General features: G+C 63.5%; 16 protein-coding genes (1 of these 16 cut by a window edge). 7 read left to right on the top strand and 9 right to left on the bottom strand.

Going from position 1 to position 18,519, the window contains the following annotated elements:
- Positions 1-1,557: the 5' portion of a catalase/peroxidase HPI gene (gene katG / locus K3752_RS16895; RefSeq protein ID WP_170459372.1), read on the bottom strand. It extends 651 nt beyond the left edge of the window; only the first 1,557 of its 2,208 coding nucleotides appear in the window; its start codon is at positions 1,555-1,557; its stop codon lies beyond the left edge, outside the window.
- Between the two features lie 304 nt (positions 1,558-1,861).
- Here katG and K3752_RS16890 point away from each other — a divergent pair, with 304 nt between their 5' ends.
- Positions 1,862-3,481, top strand: coding sequence for a GMC family oxidoreductase (locus K3752_RS16890; protein ID WP_260063875.1), 1,620 nt, complete (start codon positions 1,862-1,864; stop codon positions 3,479-3,481).
- Here K3752_RS16890 and K3752_RS16885 read toward each other — a convergent pair whose 3' ends face one another.
- Positions 3,482-4,342 (bottom strand): SDR family oxidoreductase, encoded by an 861-nt coding sequence (locus K3752_RS16885; RefSeq protein WP_260063874.1) that lies wholly within the window; start codon positions 4,340-4,342, stop codon positions 3,482-3,484.
- Positions 4,343-4,429: 87 nt separating this feature from the next.
- Here K3752_RS16885 and K3752_RS16880 point away from each other — a divergent pair, with 87 nt between their 5' ends.
- Complete coding sequence (locus K3752_RS16880; RefSeq protein ID WP_260063873.1) at positions 4,430-5,065, top strand: class I SAM-dependent methyltransferase; 636 nt, start codon at positions 4,430-4,432, stop codon at positions 5,063-5,065.
- A 6-nt stretch (positions 5,066-5,071) separates the two neighbouring features.
- Here K3752_RS16880 and K3752_RS16875 read toward each other — a convergent pair whose 3' ends face one another.
- Genes K3752_RS16875 through K3752_RS16865 form a run of 3 tightly spaced genes read right to left on the bottom strand, consistent with a single transcriptional unit; the run spans position 5,072 to position 9,074 of the window.
- A complete protein-coding gene (locus tag K3752_RS16875) occupies positions 5,072-5,851 on the bottom strand; it encodes a carnitinyl-CoA dehydratase (protein ID WP_260063872.1) in 780 nt (259 codons plus the stop codon).
- Positions 5,848-7,911 (bottom strand): acetate--CoA ligase family protein, encoded by a 2,064-nt coding sequence (locus K3752_RS16870; protein WP_260066353.1) that lies wholly within the window; start codon positions 7,909-7,911, stop codon positions 5,848-5,850. The genes K3752_RS16875 and K3752_RS16870 overlap by 4 nt, the downstream gene beginning before the upstream one ends.
- Positions 7,912-7,913: 2 nt before the next feature.
- Positions 7,914-9,074 carry an acyl-CoA dehydrogenase family protein gene (locus tag K3752_RS16865; RefSeq protein WP_260063871.1) on the bottom strand — a complete coding sequence of 387 codons (1,161 nt, stop codon included), beginning with the start codon at positions 9,072-9,074 and terminating at the stop codon, positions 7,914-7,916.
- Positions 9,075-9,152: 78 nt separating this feature from the next.
- On the opposite strand from K3752_RS16865, the gene K3752_RS16860 reads away from it, so the two are divergent.
- On the top strand, positions 9,153-10,100 hold the full coding sequence (locus tag K3752_RS16860; RefSeq protein ID WP_260063870.1) for a GlxA family transcriptional regulator: 948 nt from the start codon (positions 9,153-9,155) through the stop codon (positions 10,098-10,100).
- Here the strand turns inward: K3752_RS16860 and K3752_RS16855 are convergent.
- Both K3752_RS16855 and K3752_RS16850 read right to left on the bottom strand, forming a co-directional pair.
- Entirely contained in the window at positions 10,097-11,086 is a 990-nt protein-coding gene (locus K3752_RS16855) for a sterol desaturase family protein (protein WP_260063869.1), read from the bottom strand. The genes K3752_RS16860 and K3752_RS16855 overlap by 4 nt on opposite strands.
- Before the next feature lie 11 nt (positions 11,087-11,097).
- Positions 11,098-11,853: a class II aldolase and adducin N-terminal domain-containing protein gene (locus K3752_RS16850; protein ID WP_260063868.1), complete on the bottom strand. Its 756-nt coding sequence runs from the start codon at positions 11,851-11,853 to the stop codon at positions 11,098-11,100.
- Positions 11,854-11,967: 114 nt separating this feature from the next.
- Here K3752_RS16850 and K3752_RS16845 point away from each other — a divergent pair, with 114 nt between their 5' ends.
- Entirely contained in the window at positions 11,968-12,852 is an 885-nt protein-coding gene (locus tag K3752_RS16845) for a LysR substrate-binding domain-containing protein (RefSeq protein WP_260063867.1), read from the top strand.
- Between the two features lie 3 nt (positions 12,853-12,855).
- Here K3752_RS16845 and K3752_RS16840 read toward each other — a convergent pair whose 3' ends face one another.
- Positions 12,856-13,281, bottom strand: a complete 426-nt coding sequence (locus tag K3752_RS16840) for a glyoxalase/bleomycin resistance/extradiol dioxygenase family protein (protein ID WP_260066351.1) — start codon at positions 13,279-13,281, stop codon at positions 12,856-12,858.
- A 119-nt stretch (positions 13,282-13,400) separates the two neighbouring features.
- Here K3752_RS16840 and ade point away from each other — a divergent pair, with 119 nt between their 5' ends.
- The 3 genes from ade to K3752_RS16825 all read left to right on the top strand — a co-directional run bounded on the left by ade (position 13,401) and on the right by K3752_RS16825 (position 17,081).
- On the top strand, positions 13,401-15,203 hold the full coding sequence (gene ade, locus K3752_RS16835) for an adenine deaminase (protein ID WP_260063866.1): 1,803 nt from the start codon (positions 13,401-13,403) through the stop codon (positions 15,201-15,203).
- Complete coding sequence (locus K3752_RS16830) at positions 15,200-16,663, top strand: AMP nucleosidase (RefSeq protein WP_260063865.1); 1,464 nt, start codon at positions 15,200-15,202, stop codon at positions 16,661-16,663. Before ade ends, K3752_RS16830 begins: the two co-directional genes overlap by 4 nt.
- A gap of 130 nt (positions 16,664-16,793) precedes the next feature.
- On the top strand, positions 16,794-17,081 hold the full coding sequence (locus K3752_RS16825; protein ID WP_170340577.1) for an HU family DNA-binding protein: 288 nt from the start codon (positions 16,794-16,796) through the stop codon (positions 17,079-17,081).
- 108 nt (positions 17,082-17,189) lie between these two features.
- Here K3752_RS16825 and K3752_RS16820 read toward each other — a convergent pair whose 3' ends face one another.
- On the bottom strand, positions 17,190-18,386 hold the full coding sequence (locus tag K3752_RS16820; RefSeq protein WP_260066350.1) for a BCCT family transporter: 1,197 nt from the start codon (positions 18,384-18,386) through the stop codon (positions 17,190-17,192).
- Between the last annotated feature and the right edge of the window lie 133 nt (positions 18,387-18,519).

Genomic DNA, 18,519 nt, shown 5'->3' with positions numbered 1-18,519 from the left:
TCGCACTGCCGCCAGAGCATCCAGCGCCTTGGACAGTTTCTCGGGCTCGTTGACGTCCCAGTCCTTCTGGGGCGCTAGCCGGATGCGGGCACCGTTGGCGCCACCGCGCTTGTCCGAGCCGCGGAAGGTCGAAGCCGAGGCCCATGCCGTCCCGACCAGTTCCGACACCGACAGGCCGCAAGCCAGCAGCCGGGCTTTCAGGTCGGCCACGTCCGCGGCATCGATCAGATCATGGTCCACCGCCGGCACGTTGTCCTGCCAGATGAGCTCCTCGGCCGGCGCCTCGGGGCCGATGTAGCGCGCCTTTGGCCCCATATCGCGATGGGTCAGCTTGAACCAAGCGCGAGCGAAGGCGTCGGCGAACTCGTCGGGGTTTTCGTGGAACCGCTTCGAGATCGGCCCATAGATCGGATCCATGCGCATCGCCATGTCGGCGGTGGTCATCATCGTCTTGACCTTTTTCGACGGATCATGCGCAGCTGGTGCCATGTCCTCTTCCTTGACGCCGACCGGCTCCCAGATCCACGCTCCGGCAGGGCTTTTGGTCAGGTTCCAGTCATAACCGAACAAAAGGTCGAAATAGCCATTGTCCCACTTGATCGGGTTCGCGGTCCAGGCGCCCTCGATTCCGCTGGTCGTGGTATCGTCACCCTTGCCTGTGCCGAACTTGTTGATCCAGCCAAAGCCCATCTCTTCGATCGGCGCGGCCTCGGGTTCGGGGCCGACCAGCGCCGGGTCCCCGGCACCATGCGCCTTGCCGAATGTGTGGCCACCGGCAACCAGTGCGACGGTCTCTTCATCGTTCATTGCCATCCGGGCAAAGGTGTCGCGGATGTCACGGCCCGAGGCCAGCACGTCCGGCTCTCCGTCCGGGCCTTCGGGGTTCACATAGATCAGGCCCATCTGCACGGCGGCCAGCGGATCTTCCAGATCGCGCTCGCCCGAGTAGCGGCTGTGCGGGTTTTCGGTCGGGGCCAGCCATTCGGTCTCGGCACCCCAATAGATGTCCTCCTCGGGCGCCCAGATATCTTCCCGGCCGCCGGCAAAGCCGAAGGTCTTGCCGCCCATCGATTCAATGGCGCAGTTGCCGGCCAGAATCATCAGGTCGGCCCACGAAATCTGGTTGCCGTATTTCTGCTTGATCGGCCACAGCAGACGACGGGCCTTGTCGAGGTTGCCGTTGTCCGGCCAGCTGTTGAGCGGCGCGAACCGCTGGTTCCCGGTCGAGGCGCCGCCCCGCCCGTCAGCCGTCCGGTAGGTGCCGGCGCTGTGCCAGGCCATGCGGATGAACAGACCGCCATAATGGCCGTAATCCGCCGGCCACCAATCCTGCGAATCCGTCATCAGGTCATACAAGTCCTGTTTCAACGCGTCATAGTCGATCTTCTTGAACGCGTCGGCATAGTTGAAATCGGCCCCCAGCGGATTGCCGGCCGGCTGGTGCTGGTGCAGGATCGCCAGGTTCAGCTGGTTGGGCCACCAGTCCCGGTTCGATCGGGTTCCGGCGCCGTGCATGATGGGGCATTTGCCCGTGTTGGGGTTGTCGCTTCCGTCCATCTTAATCTCCGATCCTGGCTGGTGTCTGTCTGTTTGCGAGGCAACCGTGCGTATGGCACGTCAAAAAGGGGCGGACCGCAGTCCGCTGGAATACCCCGAGTCATAGCAAATCCCTGTCATGAGAAAAAATTTTGTTTTCGGATTGATTTGATAGGTATTGATTATGGCTCTACCGTGATCTTTCAAACCGATCCCCATCCACATGACGCGGCGTTCCCCGCCGCCCCGATTGCGTTTTGCCGCCGGTGCTTCAAACTGCGGGCCGTGACGCGCGACACCGCGCGGGCCACAGGGGAGGATCGCCATGCAATTCGACTACGTCATCGTCGGCGGAGGGTCCGCGGGATGTGTGCTGGCCAACCGTCTGAGCGCCAATCCGGGCACGCGGGTCTGCCTGCTCGAGGCGGGCGGGGGCGGGAACAGCATTCTGGTGCGGATGCCTGCCGCTGTGGTCGCCATGCTGCCGGGGCGACCCAAGATCAACAACTGGGCCTTTGAAACGGTGTCGCAACCGGGGTTGAATGGGCGCACGGGCTATCAGCCGCGCGGCCGGGCCCTGGGCGGGTCCAGCGCGATCAACGCGATGCTCTATGTGCGCGGACAGCGGCAGGATTATGACGGCTGGGCCGATCTGGGCTGCGAGGGCTGGGACTGGGACAGCGTTCTGCCCTATTTCAAACGGTCCGAGAACAACGAGCGCGGCGCGGATGACCTGCATGGCGCCGACGGCCCGCTTCAGGTGTCCGATCAGAAAGAAGAACGCCCGATCACGCGCGCCTTCGTCGAGGCCGCCGCCCAGTTGCAACACAAGGTGACCGACGATTTCAATCGCGGCGACAACGAAGGCGCGGGGCTGTACCAGGTCACCCAGTTCCACGACCCCGCCAAAAACGGCGAGCGGTGCTCGGCCGCCGCGGCCTATCTGTTTCCAGTCATGGACCGGCCCAACCTGACGGTCATCACCGGGGCACAGGCGCGCGAGATCACCTTTGACGGCCACCGCGCCACGGGCGTGATCTACCGCCAGGGCGGCAAGGGCACCGACCTTACTGTCACCGCCGCGCGCGAGATTCTGGTCTGCTCGGGCGCGCTGAAATCGCCGCAACTGCTGCAGCTGTCGGGCATCGGCGACCCCGAGGACCTGAGCCCGCATGGAATCGCCGTCCGCCACGCGCTGCCGGGCGTGGGCAAAAACCTGCAGGATCACCTGGATTTCATCCTGGCCTACAAGACAAAGGACACCGACAATTTCGGCATCGGCGCCGCCGGTACGGTGGGGCTGATCAAACACCTCATGCGGTGGCGCAAGACCGGGGTGTCGATGGCGGCCACCCCTTTTGCGGAAGGCGCGGCCTTTCTGAAGACCTCTCGCGATCTGGACCGCCCCGACATCCAGCTGCATTTCACCATCGCGCTGGTGGACGACCACGCGCGCAAGCTGCACTTGGGCTATGGGTTCAGCTGCCATATCTGCAAACTGCGCCCCGAAAGCCGCGGTACCGTTTCGCTGCACAGCGCCGACCCCTTTGCCGCCCCGGCGATCGACCCGGCCTATCTGTCCGACCCGCGCGATCTGGACACGATGATCAAGGGCGCGCGGATGACGCGCGAAATCCTCGAGGCACCGGCCCTCGCCAAATACCGCCACAAGGAAATGTTCGGCACCGACACCGCCCGGACCGACCCGGATTGGGAAGGCCATATCCGCGCGCGGGCCGATACGATCTATCACCCCGTGGGCACCTGCAAGATGGGGGTGGACGACATGGCGGTGGTCGATCCGCAGCTGCGCGTGCGGGGGCTGCAGGGGCTGCGGGTGGTCGATGCCTCGGTCATGCCGACGCTGGTCTCGGGCAACACCAACGCGCCCACGATCATGATTGCGGAAAAGGCTGCCGACATGATCCTGGCGGATGTGGTCTGATCAGTCGCCGTTCAGCGTCTGATCCGCGTGCAGCGCCTCAAGGCCCACCCGGTAGTTGGGGTATTTCAGCGTCACGCCCAGATCGGTCTTGATCCGGTCGTTCCGAACGCGCTTGTTCTCGTTGTAGAAGCTGCGGGCCATCGGCGTCAGGTCGGCCGTGTCGAAATCCACCGCAGGCGGCAGCGGCAACCCCTGAAGCTGCGCGGCATAGCCGATCACGTCCTGCGGCGGCACCGGTTCGTCGTCGCAGACATTGTAGATCGCGCCCGGATCGGGACGGCGCATCGACGCCTCGAGCACCTGCGCGATATCCTCAACATGAATACGAGAAAACACCTGCCCCGGCTTGATGATCCGCCGCAGCCCGCCTTTCTTCAGCTTGGAAAACGGCCCCCGCCCCGGCCCGTAGATGCCCGCAAGGCGAAAGATGTGCAGCGGCAGGCCGGGGATCGCGGCCCAGTCCTGCTCGGCCTGCAACCGCCAGCGCCCGCGCTCGGCCGTCGGCGTCGCCGGCGTGGTTTCATCCACCCAGCCCCCCTGGTGGTCGCCATAGACGGCGGTGGTCGACAGGTACCCGACCCAGTCGAACTGCCCGGCGCGCGCGGCGATCTCATCCCGCAGGGCGGCCAGAACCGGATCTCCCTTGGCCGTGGGCGCGGTCGAAATCAGCAGATGCGTGACCCCGTCCAGATCGGGGGCCTCGCCCGGCCAGACCAACGGTTCGGCCTCGGCGGCGCGGATGGCGTCCTTCTCGGCGGCATCGCGGGTGGTTCCGACGATGCGCCAACCCTTGGGGGCCAGCCGGCGCGACAGGGCGCGGGCAGTATAGCCGTGCCCGAATGAAAAAAGCGTTCCAGTCATGGTCCCTTGATGATCGCGCCGCGGGCGGGATGCAAGCGCCGGATGGCCGCACTTGATTCGAATCCCCGCCTGCGCCTTCATGGTGTCATGAGTGATGACAAACCCAGCCTGCACGCGGCCTATGCGCTGAAAACTCCGGCAGACAACAAACGGCTCTATGCCGAATGGGCCGGAGATTACGATCGCGGATTCGCCGCGCGCGAGGATTACCAGCTGCATATTCACACCGCCCGCGCTTTTGTCGGCGCCGGGGGACAGGGTCCGGTGCTGGATGTGGGCGCGGGAACCGGCCTGTGCGGCGCGGTTCTGGCCGATCTGGGTGTGGGGCCGATCGATGCCACCGACATCAGTGCCGAGATGCTGGACAAGGCGATGCGCAAGGACATCTACCGCGACGCGATCGAGGCCGACCTGAACGAGGGCATCCCGGTTCCGCGCGAAAGCTATTCGGGCATCGTGTCGTCGGGCACCTTCACCCACGGCCATCTTGGCCCCGAGGTGCTGCCCGCCCTGCTGCGGGTGGCCCGGCCCGGGGCGCAATTCGCCCTGTCGATCAACGCCAAACACTTCGAGGCGCTGGGATTCGCAACCGCCTTCGACAACCTGCAGGCCGAGGGCCGGATCGAACATCTGACCCTGACCCCGGTCCGCATCTATGGCGATCTGGCCGCCGGCCCCAACAAGGACGACACCGCGCTGATCGCCCTGTTCGAGAAAACCTGAACCGCCTCAGCGGCCTTTCCAGACCGGGTCACGCTTTTCGGCGAAGGCGCGGGCGCCTTCCAGATTGTCCTCGGAGCCATAGAGCACATCGACCGTCCGCAGTTGCCGCTTGGTAATACGGTTCATGATGTCCTGGAACTTGGAATCTTCGGCCTCGCGCACGATCTCCTTGATCGCGGCATAGACCAGCGGCGGGCCGCTTGCCAGCAGGCGCGCCAGCTCCCATGCCCGGTCCATCAACTGGTCAGCCGGGACGATCTCGTTGACTAGCCCCCAGCGATGCGCCTCTTCGGCGTCGAACCAGCGGCCGGTCAGCAGCAGTTCCATCGCAATGTGATAGGGGATGCGCTTGGGAAGCTTGACGCTGGCCGCGTCCGCCACCGTGCCCGAGCGGATTTCCGGCAGGGCAAAAGTGGCGTGATCGGCGGCCAGAATCATGTCGGCGCTCAGGGCCAGCTCCAGCCCGCCGCCGCAGGCAATCCCGTTCACGGCGGCGATCACCGGCTTGTTCATGTCGCGCAACTCCTGCAGGCCGCCGAACCCGCCAACGCCGTAATCGCCGTCCACCGCATCGCCTTCGGCTGCGGCCTTCAGGTCCCAGCCTGGGCAGAAGAACTTCTCGCCGCCCCCCGTCAGGATCGCCACCCGCAGGTCGGGATCATCGCGGAAGTCGCGGAAGACCTCGCCCATGACGCGGCTGGTGGCCAGATCGATGGCATTCGCCTTGGGCCGGTCAAACGTGACCTGAAGGATTGCACCATCGCGGTAGGTCTTGATTGGGTTCATGAACATGCCTTTCGGATCAGGGCATCAACGGCGACCACACCGTCGGCCGCGCAGATGAGAGGGTTGATTTCAACTTCGTCCACGACCGCCGCGTTGGCAATGACGTAGTTCTGCACCGCCATGACCACCCGCACGACCGCATCGATATCCACGCCGGGCTTGCCCCGATATCCGCTCAACACGGGCGCGCAGGCCAGCTTGCCCAGCGCGCCGCGGACCGCAGACGGCGTGGACGGGATCAGGATCGAGGTGGAGTCGCGCAAGATCTCGGTCAGAACCCCGCCCGCCCCAAGGGTCAGGACATAACCATGCGCCGGGTCGCGGGTGACGCCGATCAACAGCTCGACCACCCCGGCCGGGGCCATTTCCTCGATCAGGACCTCATCGGTGCCGATTGATATCGCGATCTCGGCCAGCTCTTGTGCAGAAACGCCCAGCCGCACCGCGCCATGTTCGGATTTGTGCGCCAGGCCAACGCCTTTCACCGCGAAGGGTCCGCTCAGACCGTCCACCGCCTTTTCCGCCCGATCCGCCTGCGCGACGACCGAGCAGGGAACCGGCACGTCGTGGGCGGCCAGTTCGGCCTTGGCCTGGGCCTCAGTCAGATTGGTTGTGGCCGCATTGGCGGCGGGCAGCAGGACCGGCTCCTGCGGTTCGGGACGCGGGCGTGCTGCAGCGCGTGTCGCCGCCAGCGCCTCGCGCAGCCCGCCAAAGGGCACGACACCGCCCGCCATCAACCGCTTGGCCACGCCCTCGGGCATCAGTTCCGGCAAGGTCGCGGCCACGGCAAAGGGACGGCCGGTTTCGCGAGCGCAAGTCAACGCCGCGCGGGTGGCGCAGTCCCAATCGGTGGCATCGGTGTGAGGGTAGTCAACGATCGAGATCGTCATCGCTACATGCGGCCCCGTCATCGCCGACCAAGCCCGCGCCATCGCGTCAGCGTCGCGCCAGATATATGTGTGGTAATCCAGCGGATTGGCCAGCGCCACCATCGGCCCCAGCGCCGCGCGCAGGCCCGAAACCTGATCCGCGGTCAGCGGCGGAAAGTGCAGGCCGGTTCCTTCGGCCATGTCGGCGGCCAGGCTGGCCTCGCCACCGGAACAGCTGATCGTTGCCACTCCGGTCCCGTCCAACGGCCCGGTGACATGCAACAGTTTCAGTGTTTCCAGAAACTCGGGCACGTCGTTCAGCCGCGCGATTCCCAGCCGGTCCAGAAACGCCTGCGCCCCGGCATCGCCCCCCGCCAGCGAGGCGGTGTGCGAAATGGTCGCCGCCTGCGCCTGTTCCGACCGGCCGACCTTGAGCGCCACGACTGGAATGCCGCGTTCTCGCGCCTTTGTCGCCAGCGCCTCCCATTTGCGCAGATCGCCGAAGCCTTCGACATGCACGCCAATCGCAGTGATCCGGTCATCATCCAACAGCGCCATGGCGATCTCGGCCTGATGGGTTTGCGCCTGATTCCCGCAGGTCAGCATGAAGGCCAGCGGCAGCGCCCGGCGCTGCATGGTCATGTTGATGGCGATGTTCGAGCTTTGCGTCAGGATCGCAACGCCCCTTTCCACCGGGCGCATCCCGTGCTGGTCGGGCCAGATCGCCACCCGGTCCAGCCCGTTGACGAAGCCGTAACAGTTGGGGCCGAGGATCGGCATGTCCCCTGCCGCGGCGACCAGTTGCGCCTGCAGATCGGCCCCATCGGCGTCCTCGGCCCGCGCCTCGGTAAAGCCCGAGGCGAAACATACCGCCCCGCCCGCGCCAATGCGGGCCAGAACCTCGACCGCCTGGATGGTGGCGCGGCGGTTGATGCCGACAAAGGCCGCGTCGGGCGCTTGGGGCAGGTCTTCGATCGTGGCAAAGACGCGCTCGCCCGCCACCTCATCGGCCTTGGGATGCACCGGCCAGACAGGGCCGGTGAACCCCAGTTTTCGCACCTGGTGGATGACCTCGGCGCACCATGCGCCCCCGCCGATCACCGCCAGCGAACGAAACCCCAGCATCCGCCTCAGCGCGGACAGCTTCCCCGGCGCGAGCGCGTCCGCCGCGCCGTTCAGGCCCGGCGCCATGTTCATGCCCCCAACGCGCGCAGCAGGTCGCGGCTGATGATGTGGCGCTGGATCTCGCTGGTGCCGTCCCAGATCCGTTCCACCCGCGCATCGCGCCAGAAGCGTTCCAGCGGATAATCATCCATCAGCCCCATCCCGCCATGCACCTGGATCGCCGCATCGGTGACCCGCGCCAGCATCTCCGAGGCATAGAGCTTGGCCGAGGCGATCTCGCGGTTGGCGGGCAGGCCCTTGTCCAGCCGGTCGGCGGCGGCCAGCGTCAACAGGTCGGCGGCGTCGATCTCGGTGATCATGTCGGCGATCTGAAAGCTGACGCCCTGGAACTTGCCGATCTTCTGGCCGAACTGTTCGCGCGTGGCGGCATAGTCCAGCGCATAGTCGAAAGCCCGCCGCGCCCGGCCCACGCACATGGCCGCCACGGTGATGCGGGTGGCATAGAGCCATGTGTTCATCACCTCGAACCCGCCATCGACCTCGCCCAGCACCTGCGCATCGGGCAGGCGGCAGTCGTCGAATTCCAGCACCATGTTCTTGTAGCCGCGATGACTGACCGACTTGTAGCCGTCGCGGATGGTGAAGCCCGGCGTGCCGCGATCGACCAGAAAGGCGGTGATGCGCTTTTTGGGGCCTTTCGGCGTCTGATCCTCGCCCGTGGCGATGAAGACGATGACGAAATCGGCATGTTCCGCGCCCGAGATGAAATGCTTGGTACCGTTCACCACCCAGTCGCCGCCATCACGTACGGCCGAACATTTCATGCCCCGCACATCCGAGCCCGCGCCCGGTTCGGTCATCGCCAGCGCATCCATCTTCTCGCCGCGCACGGCGGGCATCAGATAGCGTTCGATCTGATCCCTCTGACAGGCCATCAGGATGTTCTGCGGCCGCCCGAAGAAATGGGTCAGTGCCATCGACCCGCGCCCCAACTCGCGCTCGACCAGCCCGAATTCCAGGTGGTTCAACCCGGCGCAGCCCACGCTTTCGGGGAAATTGCAGGCGTAGAATCCCAGCTCGATCGTCTTGCGCTTGATCTCGTCGGCGATCTCTTTCGGCACCTCGCCGGTGCGTTCGACCAGCTCTTCGTGGGGATAGATCTCTTTTTCCACAAAGCTGCGGACGGTCGAGACGATCATCTCCTGCTCGTCGGTCAGGCCATATTGCATCGCGGGTCTCCGGTTTCTGGGCGTGCGATAATCCTGACGCGGCTTGCCGCCACAATAATGCAGAACTAGACTTCAATCATGCAGAAATGGACCAAATCACCCGCCGCACCGCAGCGATTCGGGGTGCTGCTGTTCGACGGGTTCTCGAACCATTGCCTGGCCAACACGGTCGAGCCGCTGCGCGCGGCCAACACGTTGTCGGGGCAGCGACTGTATGACTGGCAATTCCTGTCACTGGATCCGAGGCCGGTCACGTCATCCTCAGGGTTGCAGGTGGCACCCCATGCGGCGCTTACGGATGCGGGTGGGGATATGCTGCTGGTTATGCCCTCCTACGGGTTTCAGGCACATGGTGGTTGGCGCACCCAGGCGGGGTTGCGTGCGGCAACGCGGCGCTTTCGTACCCTCGCCGGGCTGGACACCGGCAGTTGGCTGTTGGCCCAGGCCGGATTGCTGAAGGGCCACCGCGCCACGATCCATTGGGAGGAACTGACCGCGTTCACCGAGCGATTCCCCGAAGTCGAGACCTGCCGCGAGCGCTATGTCATCGACGGTGACCGCATCACTTGCTCGGGCGCCATGGCTGCCTTTGATCTGGTGATGCACCTGATCGGGCAGGATCACGGTCAGGCGCTGGCACTGGAAGTCGCGCAGCTTTTCATGACGCGCGACTCCGCCCGGTCACATTCCGGCGGTGCAGGCTCGGCCAGCTCGCATGTCAACAAGGCGTTGGCGCTGATGCAGGAAAATCTCGAGACCCCTCTGACGATCCCCGAGATCGCCCGGCGCGTGGGCCGGTCTCAAAAGGCGCTGGAATCCCGGATGCGGGCGGACCTGGGGGCCGGGCCGGCCAAGGTCTATCGTCGGTTGCGTCTGAACCTTGCGCGCAAGCTGATCGGGGAAACCGACCTGAGTATCGCCGAGATCGCTCTGCGCGCGGGCTATGAGGATCCCAGCGCGTTGACCCGCGCCTTTAGGACCGAGTTCGGTCTCAGTCCGCGTGCCCTGCGCAGCCGGGCCCGCTAGGTATACATCTGTTTCTTGTAGGCCCGCGTCCGCGTCGTCGCCTCGGCCGACCCGTCATGGTAGGTGCCGAACCATTTGTCGAACGGAATCTCGGACGTGCCGTAGTTGCACTCGAAATACCGGTGGTGCAGCTGGTGAAAGAAATCGCCTGCCCGTGCGGCATCCGTATCTCCCGCTTTCAGCTTCTCGAACCCCGAATGGGACAGGACCGGGCTGATCTGCTGGAAATAGACATGGAACAGCAGATGCAACGGGTTTGAGGGCACGATCAGGTGGATGAAATAGGTCGTGAAGTACAGCAGGTTCTCGTACCAGTGGTTCGAGATGCCCGACCACGGCCCAACATTGACGTTGCGGTGATGAACGGCGTGCACATGCTTGTACAGTTTCGGGTGATGCTCCAGCCGGTGCACCCAATAGAAATGCAGACCCGACCACATCGGGATGAACAGCATCCAGACCACGCACCAGACCTGCGCGCTGGCCCAAGTGACCGTTGGCGCATACCCGTTGGCCATCGCCCAGTAGATCACCCATTGATAGACGGTCGCCACCGTCATGGCGCTGCCCAGGGTCCACCAGATGTTGTCCCGGACCTGATTGCGGAAGGTGAAGGTTCCGTTGTCGCGGGTCAGGTCGCGGCGATCGAACTTTTTGTACATACCCTGCCCCTTGCGCATGTAGAGCCACCAATGCAGCCCACCCGCAACAAGGATCTGAGGCACCATGTTCAGCAGCCAGATGCGGAACATCCAGCCGGGCGCAAAGCTCTGCATCGCTTCGAGCGGCGGCAGGAACAGCGCATAAGCCGTCAGCGCCAGCACAAGGCACAGGGTCAGCGCTGTGATCTGCAACCACGCACCGCTGTACCATTGCACAACCGCCATCGGGCGCGGTGGCCAGCTGAACAAAGGGTTCAACGCCACAGGGTCAGACGGCCGATAGTGCCAGCGGGCGGCTTCGGGATCATGCGGGGCATCGGTCATCACAAAACCCTCTAGGTGGCGTAGTCCGAGCCTTCCGCATCCAGAACGGCCTTTATTTCGCGCAGATGCGCCTCGGCCTGCCCCGGGTAGTCATCCAGCTCCTGCGCGGTCTTTTCGGCGATCTCGTCCGAAAGCACCCGCAACGGCCGGCCCGTCTGAAGGGCGCGTACATAGGTCTCGGCGGCGCGCTCGAAATAATAGAGTCTGTTAAAGGCATCCGCTGCATTGTTGCCAATCACCAGCACACCGTGGTTGCCCATGATCATGACCTTCTTTTTCGGGTCCTGCAGCATTGTCGCGCAACGCTCACCCTCGCTTTCAAAGGCCAAACCGCCGAATTCGTCATCAATGACATAGCGGTTGAAAAAGGTTGCAGTGTTCTGGTCGATCGGCGGCAGGTTGCTGTCGGCCAAGGAGGCCAGGACGGTCGCAAAGATCGAATGCACATGCATCACGCAACGCGCATGCGGGCATTTCCGGTGAATCGAACCATGCAGCCCCCATGCAGTGGGATCCGGTGCGCCCGGCTTGCGCATCGTGTCGGGATCGTTGGCGTCCAGCAGCAGCAGGTCCGAGGCACGGATGCGCGCGAAATGCATCTGGTTCGGGTTCATAATGAACTGCGTGCCGTCCTCGTTCACGGCAAGGCTGAAGTGATTGGCGACCGCTTCGTGCATGTTCAACCGCTCGGTCCAACGGAATGCGGCGGCCATGTCCACGCGCTCCTGCCAATGGTCGATATTCGGTTTCAGACTGGTGACGCTCATCCGGGGGCTCCATTCGGCTTGGACAGGTGGCTGGTGAAAACCGTGCCGGGCCGGGGCGCACTTGACCAACGAAAAAATTGGCGTTTTGGCATTAGCTGAACTTATGATTGGATTATGAAACCCCGGACTCCCCTTCCCCCGCTTGGCTGGCTGCGCACGTTCGAGGCCGCCGCCCGCCACCTGTCCTTCACCGGCGCGGCGCGCGATCTGAACATGACGCAAAGCGCCGTCAGCCAGCAGATCAAATCGCTCGAGGGCTATCTGGGCCAGCCCCTGTTTCACCGCCGCCCCCGCGCATTGGAACTGACCGAGGCTGGAATCACCTATCTGCCCGTGGTACGCGAAGCGTTCCGGACGCTGGTGCGCGGCACCCAGGCCGTAACCGGGCAGCAGGAAAATACCGTACAGGTGCAGTGCAACATCACCTTTTCGGTGAACTGGCTGGCCCCCCGCCTGCCCGCGTTCCGTGCGCTGCACCCCGATGTTCACCTGAACATCTTCACCGAGTTGTGGGAGCCGCGCGAGATGGCCGAAGGCGCGGCGGTCGAGATCCGCTATTCCCTGCGCCCGGCCGACACGGTCCGCACCGAGCTTTTGCGCAGCGATCACTACTACCCCGTCTGTGCCCCCGACTATCCGGTCACGCTGGAAACCCTTCAGCAGCAACCGCTGTATGATTGCTCAAACCTGCTGTCGAACTGGGCCAGCTGGGCCGAAGATCAGGGCCTAAACTGGGAAAATTCGCCGATTACCTATGCCACGACCTATATGGTCGGCCTGTCCGTCGCGATGGCCGGCGGCGGGCTGTGCCTGGCCCATGACACCATCGCAAAGCGCCTGCTGGACGAAGGCCGCCTGATCGCACCCTTTGAACATCGCGCGCCGATGCCCGAAGCCTATTACCTGCTGCTGTCGCCCCAGGCCGAGGAGACGCCGGGTGCCGTGGCCTTTGCCGAGTGGATCAGGGCGGAAATCGCGGCCGAGCAACACCGCGCCTGACTTTCAGCCGTCTTTGGGGCGGCTGGCAACCCAGGCATAGCCGTTCTCGCACAAAATATAGGTCTCGCGCAGGCCATGGGGCTTGTCGGTCGGCTCCTGCAGCACGACCGCGCCCGTGGACCTGGCGCGCTCCGCCGTCTCGTCCGGGTCGGTGTCGTAGAGGTGGATCTCGATCCCGCCACCGCGCGGGGGCGTTTCAGGAACCAGCCCCAGCAGCGGGTTGGAGTGATAGGTGCCGTCCGAATGCAGTTGAAACACCTGATCGCCATAGGTGACGATGGCAAAATCCGCCGTCACCTGATGGGATTTCAGGCCGAAAACAGTCTCCAAAAAAGCGCATTCCGCCCGCACGTCGCGCACCAGCAGGTTCAGCCCGATCCCGCGCAGGCTGCGGCCGAAACTGTCCGCATCTATGGTTTCGTAATCCATGTCGCTACCAGACCCCGCATCGCAGCGCGGATCAAGCATTTGCTGCCCCGCACCCGGTGGTTTCATGAAGGTGGCACGGCAGGGGTTGCACCTTCCGATGCATTCGGGAAAGTTGTGCCATGGAATACGCACCCTTCCCCTCTTGGCCCGACGTCGCCCCCCGCCTGATCGCCGTTGCCGCTGGCCGCGAAGCCGCCGACATGGTCATTCGCGGCGGGATCTGGATCAACGTGCACAGCCGCGAGGCGCTGCCCGATCACTCCATCGCCATCGCCGCCGGACGCGTGGCCTATGTCGGCCCCGACGCCAGCCACTGCATCGGGCCCGACACACAGATCATCGAGGCCAAGGGCCGCTACATGATCCCCGGCCTGTGCGACGCGCATATGCATATCGAATCCGGCATGCTGACCCCGGCCGAGTTCGCCCGCGCGGTGATCCCGCATGGCACCACGTCGATGTTCACCGACCCGCATGAAATCGCCAATGTCCTGGGGTTGGACGGCGTGCGGATGATGCATGACGAGGCGCTGATGCAGCCGGTCAACATCTTCACCCAGATGCCGTCCTGCGCGCCCTCGGCGCCCGGGCTGGAAACCACGGGCTACGAGATCACCGCCGAAGACGTGGCCGAGGCGATGACCTGGCCTGGCATCATCGGGCTGGGCGAGATGATGAACTTTCCCGGTGTGATCAACTCCGATCCCAAGATGCTGGCCGAAATCGCCGCCACCCAGCGCGCGGGAAAGACGGTGGGCGGACACTATGCATCCCCTGATTTAGGGCCTGATTTTGCAGCCTATGTCGCCGGCGGCCCGGCGGATGACCACGAAGGCACCTGCGAGGCCGACGCCATTGCCCGCGTGCGGCAGGGGATGCGGTCGATGATGCGGCTGGGCTCGGCCTGGTATGACGTGGAAAGCCAGATCACCGCGGTCACCGAAAAGGGGCTGGACCCGCGCAACTTCATCCTGTGTACCGATGACTGCCACTCGGGCACGCTGGTGAACGAGGGTCACATGAACCGCGTCGTGCGCCATGCCATCGCCTGTGGGTGCGACCCGCTGATCGCCCTGCAGATGGCCACGATCAACACCGCCACCCATTTCGGGCTGGAACGCGAGATCGGCTCGATCACGCCGGGCCGCCGGGCGGACGTGATCCTCAGTTCGAACCTGACTGAACTGCCGATCGAGATGGCCATCGCCCGTGGGCGGGTGGTGGCCGAGAACGGCGCGATCACGGTGGATTGCCCGCATTTCGACTGGCCTGGCCGGGCACGCAACACGGTGCATCTGGGCCATGCCCTGACCGCCGCCGATTTCGAGATCTCCGCGCCCGAAGGCGCCAATCGCGTGCGTGCAAACGTGATCGGCGTGGTCGAGAACCAGGCCCCCACCCAAGCGCTGAAGGCCGAGTTGCCCATTATCGGCGGGCTGGTCGAGGGCGAAGGCGATGTCTGCCAGATTGCGCTGGTCGAGCGGCACCGCGCCACGGGCGGCGTGACCAACGCCTTCGTTTCGGGCTTTGGCTATCAGGGCCGGATGGCCATGGCCTCGACTGTGGCGCATGACAGCCACCACATGATCGTGGTCGGCACCAACCGCGATCAGATGGCGCTGGCCGCCAATCGCCTGGCCGAAGTAGGCGGCGGCATCACCATCTTCCGTGATGGCGAAGAGCTGGCGCTGGTCGAACTGCCCATTGCGGGCCTGATGTCCGACAGCCCTGCCGCGGACGTCGCGGCCAAGGCGCAGAAAATGGTCGAGGCGATGCAGGCCTGCGGCTGTCAGTTGAACAACGCCTATATGCAGCACTCGCTGCTGGCCCTTGTCGTCATCCCCGAACTGCGGATATCCGATCTGGGACTGGTGGATGTCCGAACATTCGAAAAAATTGACCTTCTGGAACCCCTCGCATGACAAAAATAACAACTCCCGACCCACGGGACCCCGAGATTTTCACCGATGCCGCTGCGGCCGTTGCCCGGCTGGAAGAGCTGTACAACGAGTCCACCGCCTTTCTGTGCGACAGCTTTGCCGAGGCCATGGAAAGCGGCACGCCCAAGGTCCGTTACAGAGCCTATTACCCGGAAATCCGTATCCGTACGGCGTCCTACGCGCATGTGGACAGCCGCCTGAGCTTTGGTCACGTGTCCGAGCCGGGGGTTCATGCCACTACCGTGACCCGGCCGGATCTGTTCCGGTCCTACCTCACGCAGCAGATCGCGCTGCTGATCAAGAACCACAACCAGCCGGTGACCATCGGCCCCTCGACCACGCCGATGCCGGTGCATTTCGCCGTGGCCGGCAACCCCGATCTGGTGGTGCCGCATCAGGGTGCGGCCGGGTTCACCCTGCGCGACGTGTTCGACGTGCCCGATCTGACCACCACAAATGACGACATCGTCAACGGTGTGCACGAACCGCAGGATGGCGTCGGCCCACTGGCCTTGTTCACCGCCCAGCGCATCGACTATTCACTGGCCCGGCTGGCCCATTACACCGCCACCGACCCGGACCATTTCCAGAACCACGTTCTGTTCACCAACTACCAGTTCTATGTCTCGGAATTCGAGAACTACGCCCGCGCGCAACTGGTCGACCCGGACAGCGGCTATACCAGTTTCGTCTCGACCGGGAATGTCGAGATCACCGACCCCGACGCGCCGCTGGAACAGCCGCTGAAACTGCCGCAGATGCCCACCTATCACCTGAAACGCGCCGACGGGTCGGGGATTACGCTGGTCAATATCGGCGTCGGCCCATCCAACGCCAAGACCGCCACCGACCACATCGCGGTGCTGCGCCCACATGCCTGGCTGATGGTCGGCCACTGCGCGGGGCTGCGCAACACGCAGGCCCTGGGGGATTTCGTGCTGGCCCATGCCTATCTGCGCGAAGACAAGGTGCTGGATGACGATCTGCCCGTCTGGGTACCGATCCCGCCGCTGGCCGAAGTTCAGGTCGCACTGGAACGCGCCGTAGCCGAAGTGACCGAGCTGGAAGGCTATGAGCTGAAGCGGATCATGCGCACCGGCACGGTGGCTTCGGTCGACAACCGCAACTGGGAACTGCGCGACCAGTCCGGCCCGGTGCAGCGCCTCAGCCAGTCGCGCGCCATCGCGCTGGATATGGAAAGCGCCACGATCGCCGCCAACGGCTATCGGTTCCGTGTGCCCTACGGCACCTTGCTGTGCGTGTCCGACAAGCCCCTGCATGGAGAATTGAAGTTGCCCGGCATGGCGTCCGAGTTCTATACAACCCAGGTCAGCCGCCATCTGGCGATCGGAATCCGGGCGATGGAACACCTGCGAGGCATGCCACTGGAACGTTTGCACAGCCGGAAATTGCGCTCGTTCGACGAAACGGCCTTCCTCTGACGCAAAAAAGCAACGAAATCCCCATATTTTTTGGGGTTTCGGTGCTACTATTCGTTGTGTTCGCCCACAATATCCCGTTACAGTTACGCGGTGAGGCCCAATAGATCGGGCACGTTAAGGAGACCAAGAAATGGCAAAGCCTATGACGAAGACTCAGCTGGTTGCTGCTCTCGCTGAGGAAATGGGAACCGACAAGAAATCCGCGAACGCGGCGCTGGAGGCGATCACTGGCCTGATCACCCGCGAAGTTTCGGCCGGTGGCGCTGTGACCCTGCCGGGCGTCGGCAAGATCTACTGCCGCGAGCGCCCCGAGCGTCAGGTTCGCAACCCGGCCACTGGTGAGACCTTCACCAAAGAAGCCGACAAGGTTGTGAAGATGACCATCGCCAAGGCCCTGAAGGACAGCGTCAACAGCTGATCCGCGACTTAGGGAAAACGATCAAGGGCCGCGATTTCGCGGCCCTTTTTCTATGGTATTTGTTTACCGGGTCCGCTGGACCAGGCCCGGTGTTGTCGTTGGCCGAGGTCAGTGAACAGTCTCGACCTTGTGGAAATCCAGGTCCCGATCTTCGGGCATCGAGTCGATGCTCATCACCTCTTTGCGCTTGGCGATCAGGATATAGACCACGCAGGCGAGGTAGAGGCCAACCACAACGGCGCCGATCCACTGAATCTGCAGCCACTGGCTCTGGAACAGAAGCGTCAGCACAAACAGAAGCCCCACGTTGCCGGCAACATAGGCCGTCTTGCCGAAGCGTTCGACCGTCATGTTCAGGTTGTCGGTATAGAGCCTGATCAACGAATCCAGTGAGTTGATCACGAAGGTCACGCCGACGATCACCATCGCGATGTTGGTGATGCCTGCGGTGCTGATGCCGTTCAGGTGATAGTAGTAAAGCACGCTGAACCAGATCGCCAAGGGGATCGACGGAAAGATCAGCAGCGCCGCCAGCAATTGCCAGGTGGTCAGCCCTCCGACAAAGCGCGAGGTGAACTGACCGATCATGATCGACCAGGCAAACCACCAGAACAGGTAGAAGGCGTGATAGTCGGTCAGAGGCAGTACGAACTTGTGGATATTGGCGAAATACGCCCCGATATTGCTGCTGGTTTCCACGAAACCCGCAACGCCCATACCGGCCGCGGCCCACATGCCAAGGATCAGTGCCAGGAACAGAAACGTCGAGCCGACAGAAAGAATCCGCACGTATTTCAGGTCAGTCGAGGAATAGGCCGCGGCCAGAATGACGACAAACACGATGATGTAAAACGTGGTCACTACGGACTCGCCATCACCAACTTCGGGCAGGTATCCGGGCAGGTAGATCAGGAACAGGCTGGCGGTGAAAGCGCAGGTCCCGATGATCACCACGTTGTTGATCAGCTTGACCACCGGGATTTCAAAGAACTGCACTCGGGGCTCGATGACGCAGAAATAGAAGGCCGTCAGGAAATAGAAGGCCCAGATCAGGAAACCCCAGAACCCGAACTCGATCGCCAGCGGGTTTGCGAACGCATAGGCCGGATCTTCGGCATAGCCTCCGAATTCGGTGAGCGGGAACATGATCAGCCCGACATCCAGGCCGGATGTGAACAGGATCGCGATGAAAGTGAACAGATGTACAGGTGTCACGCCCACGCACCGCAGGTTCCACCATTTCACGACGAAGAACGCTACCAGCCCAAGAGCAAGCAGGACCCCGAATGACAGGATGTATTCCAATAGCACCGACAAACCTCCCTTTAAATGTCAGATCACCGAGCGGATATCTTTAATTGGCTAGTCAATCAATAAAACCGGCACCCACGGAAAACTTGCGCGCTCCATGTGTCTTTTTTGACGCTCGGGCGCTTGT

The sequence above is a fragment of the Ruegeria sp. B32 genome, assembly GCF_025141855.1.
In the GTDB taxonomy this organism is placed as follows: Bacteria; Pseudomonadota; Alphaproteobacteria; order Rhodobacterales; family Rhodobacteraceae; genus Ruegeria; species Ruegeria arenilitoris.
This window is presented reverse-complemented; position numbering and strand designations above follow the sequence as displayed.

What these genes read in the sequence shown, in the direction of transcription:
- K3752_RS16830 (WP_260063865.1), top strand. Translation starts at nt 15,200, where the DNA reads ATGACAAAAATAACAACTCCCGACCCACGGGACCCCGAGATTTTCACC.
- K3752_RS16840 (WP_260066351.1), bottom strand. Translation starts at nt 13,281, where the DNA reads ATGGATTACGAAACCATAGATGCGGACAGTTTCGGCCGCAGCCTGCGC.
- K3752_RS16880 (WP_260063873.1), top strand. Translation starts at nt 4,430, where the DNA reads ATGAGTGATGACAAACCCAGCCTGCACGCGGCCTATGCGCTGAAAACT.
- K3752_RS16885 (WP_260063874.1), bottom strand. Translation starts at nt 4,342, where the DNA reads ATGACTGGAACGCTTTTTTCATTCGGGCACGGCTATACTGCCCGCGCC.
- ade (WP_260063866.1), top strand. Translation starts at nt 13,401, where the DNA reads ATGGAATACGCACCCTTCCCCTCTTGGCCCGACGTCGCCCCCCGCCTG.
- K3752_RS16875 (WP_260063872.1), bottom strand. Translation starts at nt 5,851, where the DNA reads ATGAACCCAATCAAGACCTACCGCGATGGTGCAATCCTTCAGGTCACG.
- K3752_RS16870 (WP_260066353.1), bottom strand. Translation starts at nt 7,911, where the DNA reads ATGGCGCCGGGCCTGAACGGCGCGGCGGACGCGCTCGCGCCGGGGAAG.
- K3752_RS16845 (WP_260063867.1), top strand. Translation starts at nt 11,968, where the DNA reads ATGAAACCCCGGACTCCCCTTCCCCCGCTTGGCTGGCTGCGCACGTTC.
- K3752_RS16860 (WP_260063870.1), top strand. Translation starts at nt 9,153, where the DNA reads ATGCAGAAATGGACCAAATCACCCGCCGCACCGCAGCGATTCGGGGTG.
- K3752_RS16850 (WP_260063868.1), bottom strand. Translation starts at nt 11,853, where the DNA reads ATGAGCGTCACCAGTCTGAAACCGAATATCGACCATTGGCAGGAGCGC.
- K3752_RS16890 (WP_260063875.1), top strand. Translation starts at nt 1,862, where the DNA reads ATGCAATTCGACTACGTCATCGTCGGCGGAGGGTCCGCGGGATGTGTG.
- K3752_RS16855 (WP_260063869.1), bottom strand. Translation starts at nt 11,086, where the DNA reads ATGACCGATGCCCCGCATGATCCCGAAGCCGCCCGCTGGCACTATCGG.
- K3752_RS16865 (WP_260063871.1), bottom strand. Translation starts at nt 9,074, where the DNA reads ATGCAATATGGCCTGACCGACGAGCAGGAGATGATCGTCTCGACCGTC.
- K3752_RS16825 (WP_170340577.1), top strand. Translation starts at nt 16,794, where the DNA reads ATGGCAAAGCCTATGACGAAGACTCAGCTGGTTGCTGCTCTCGCTGAG.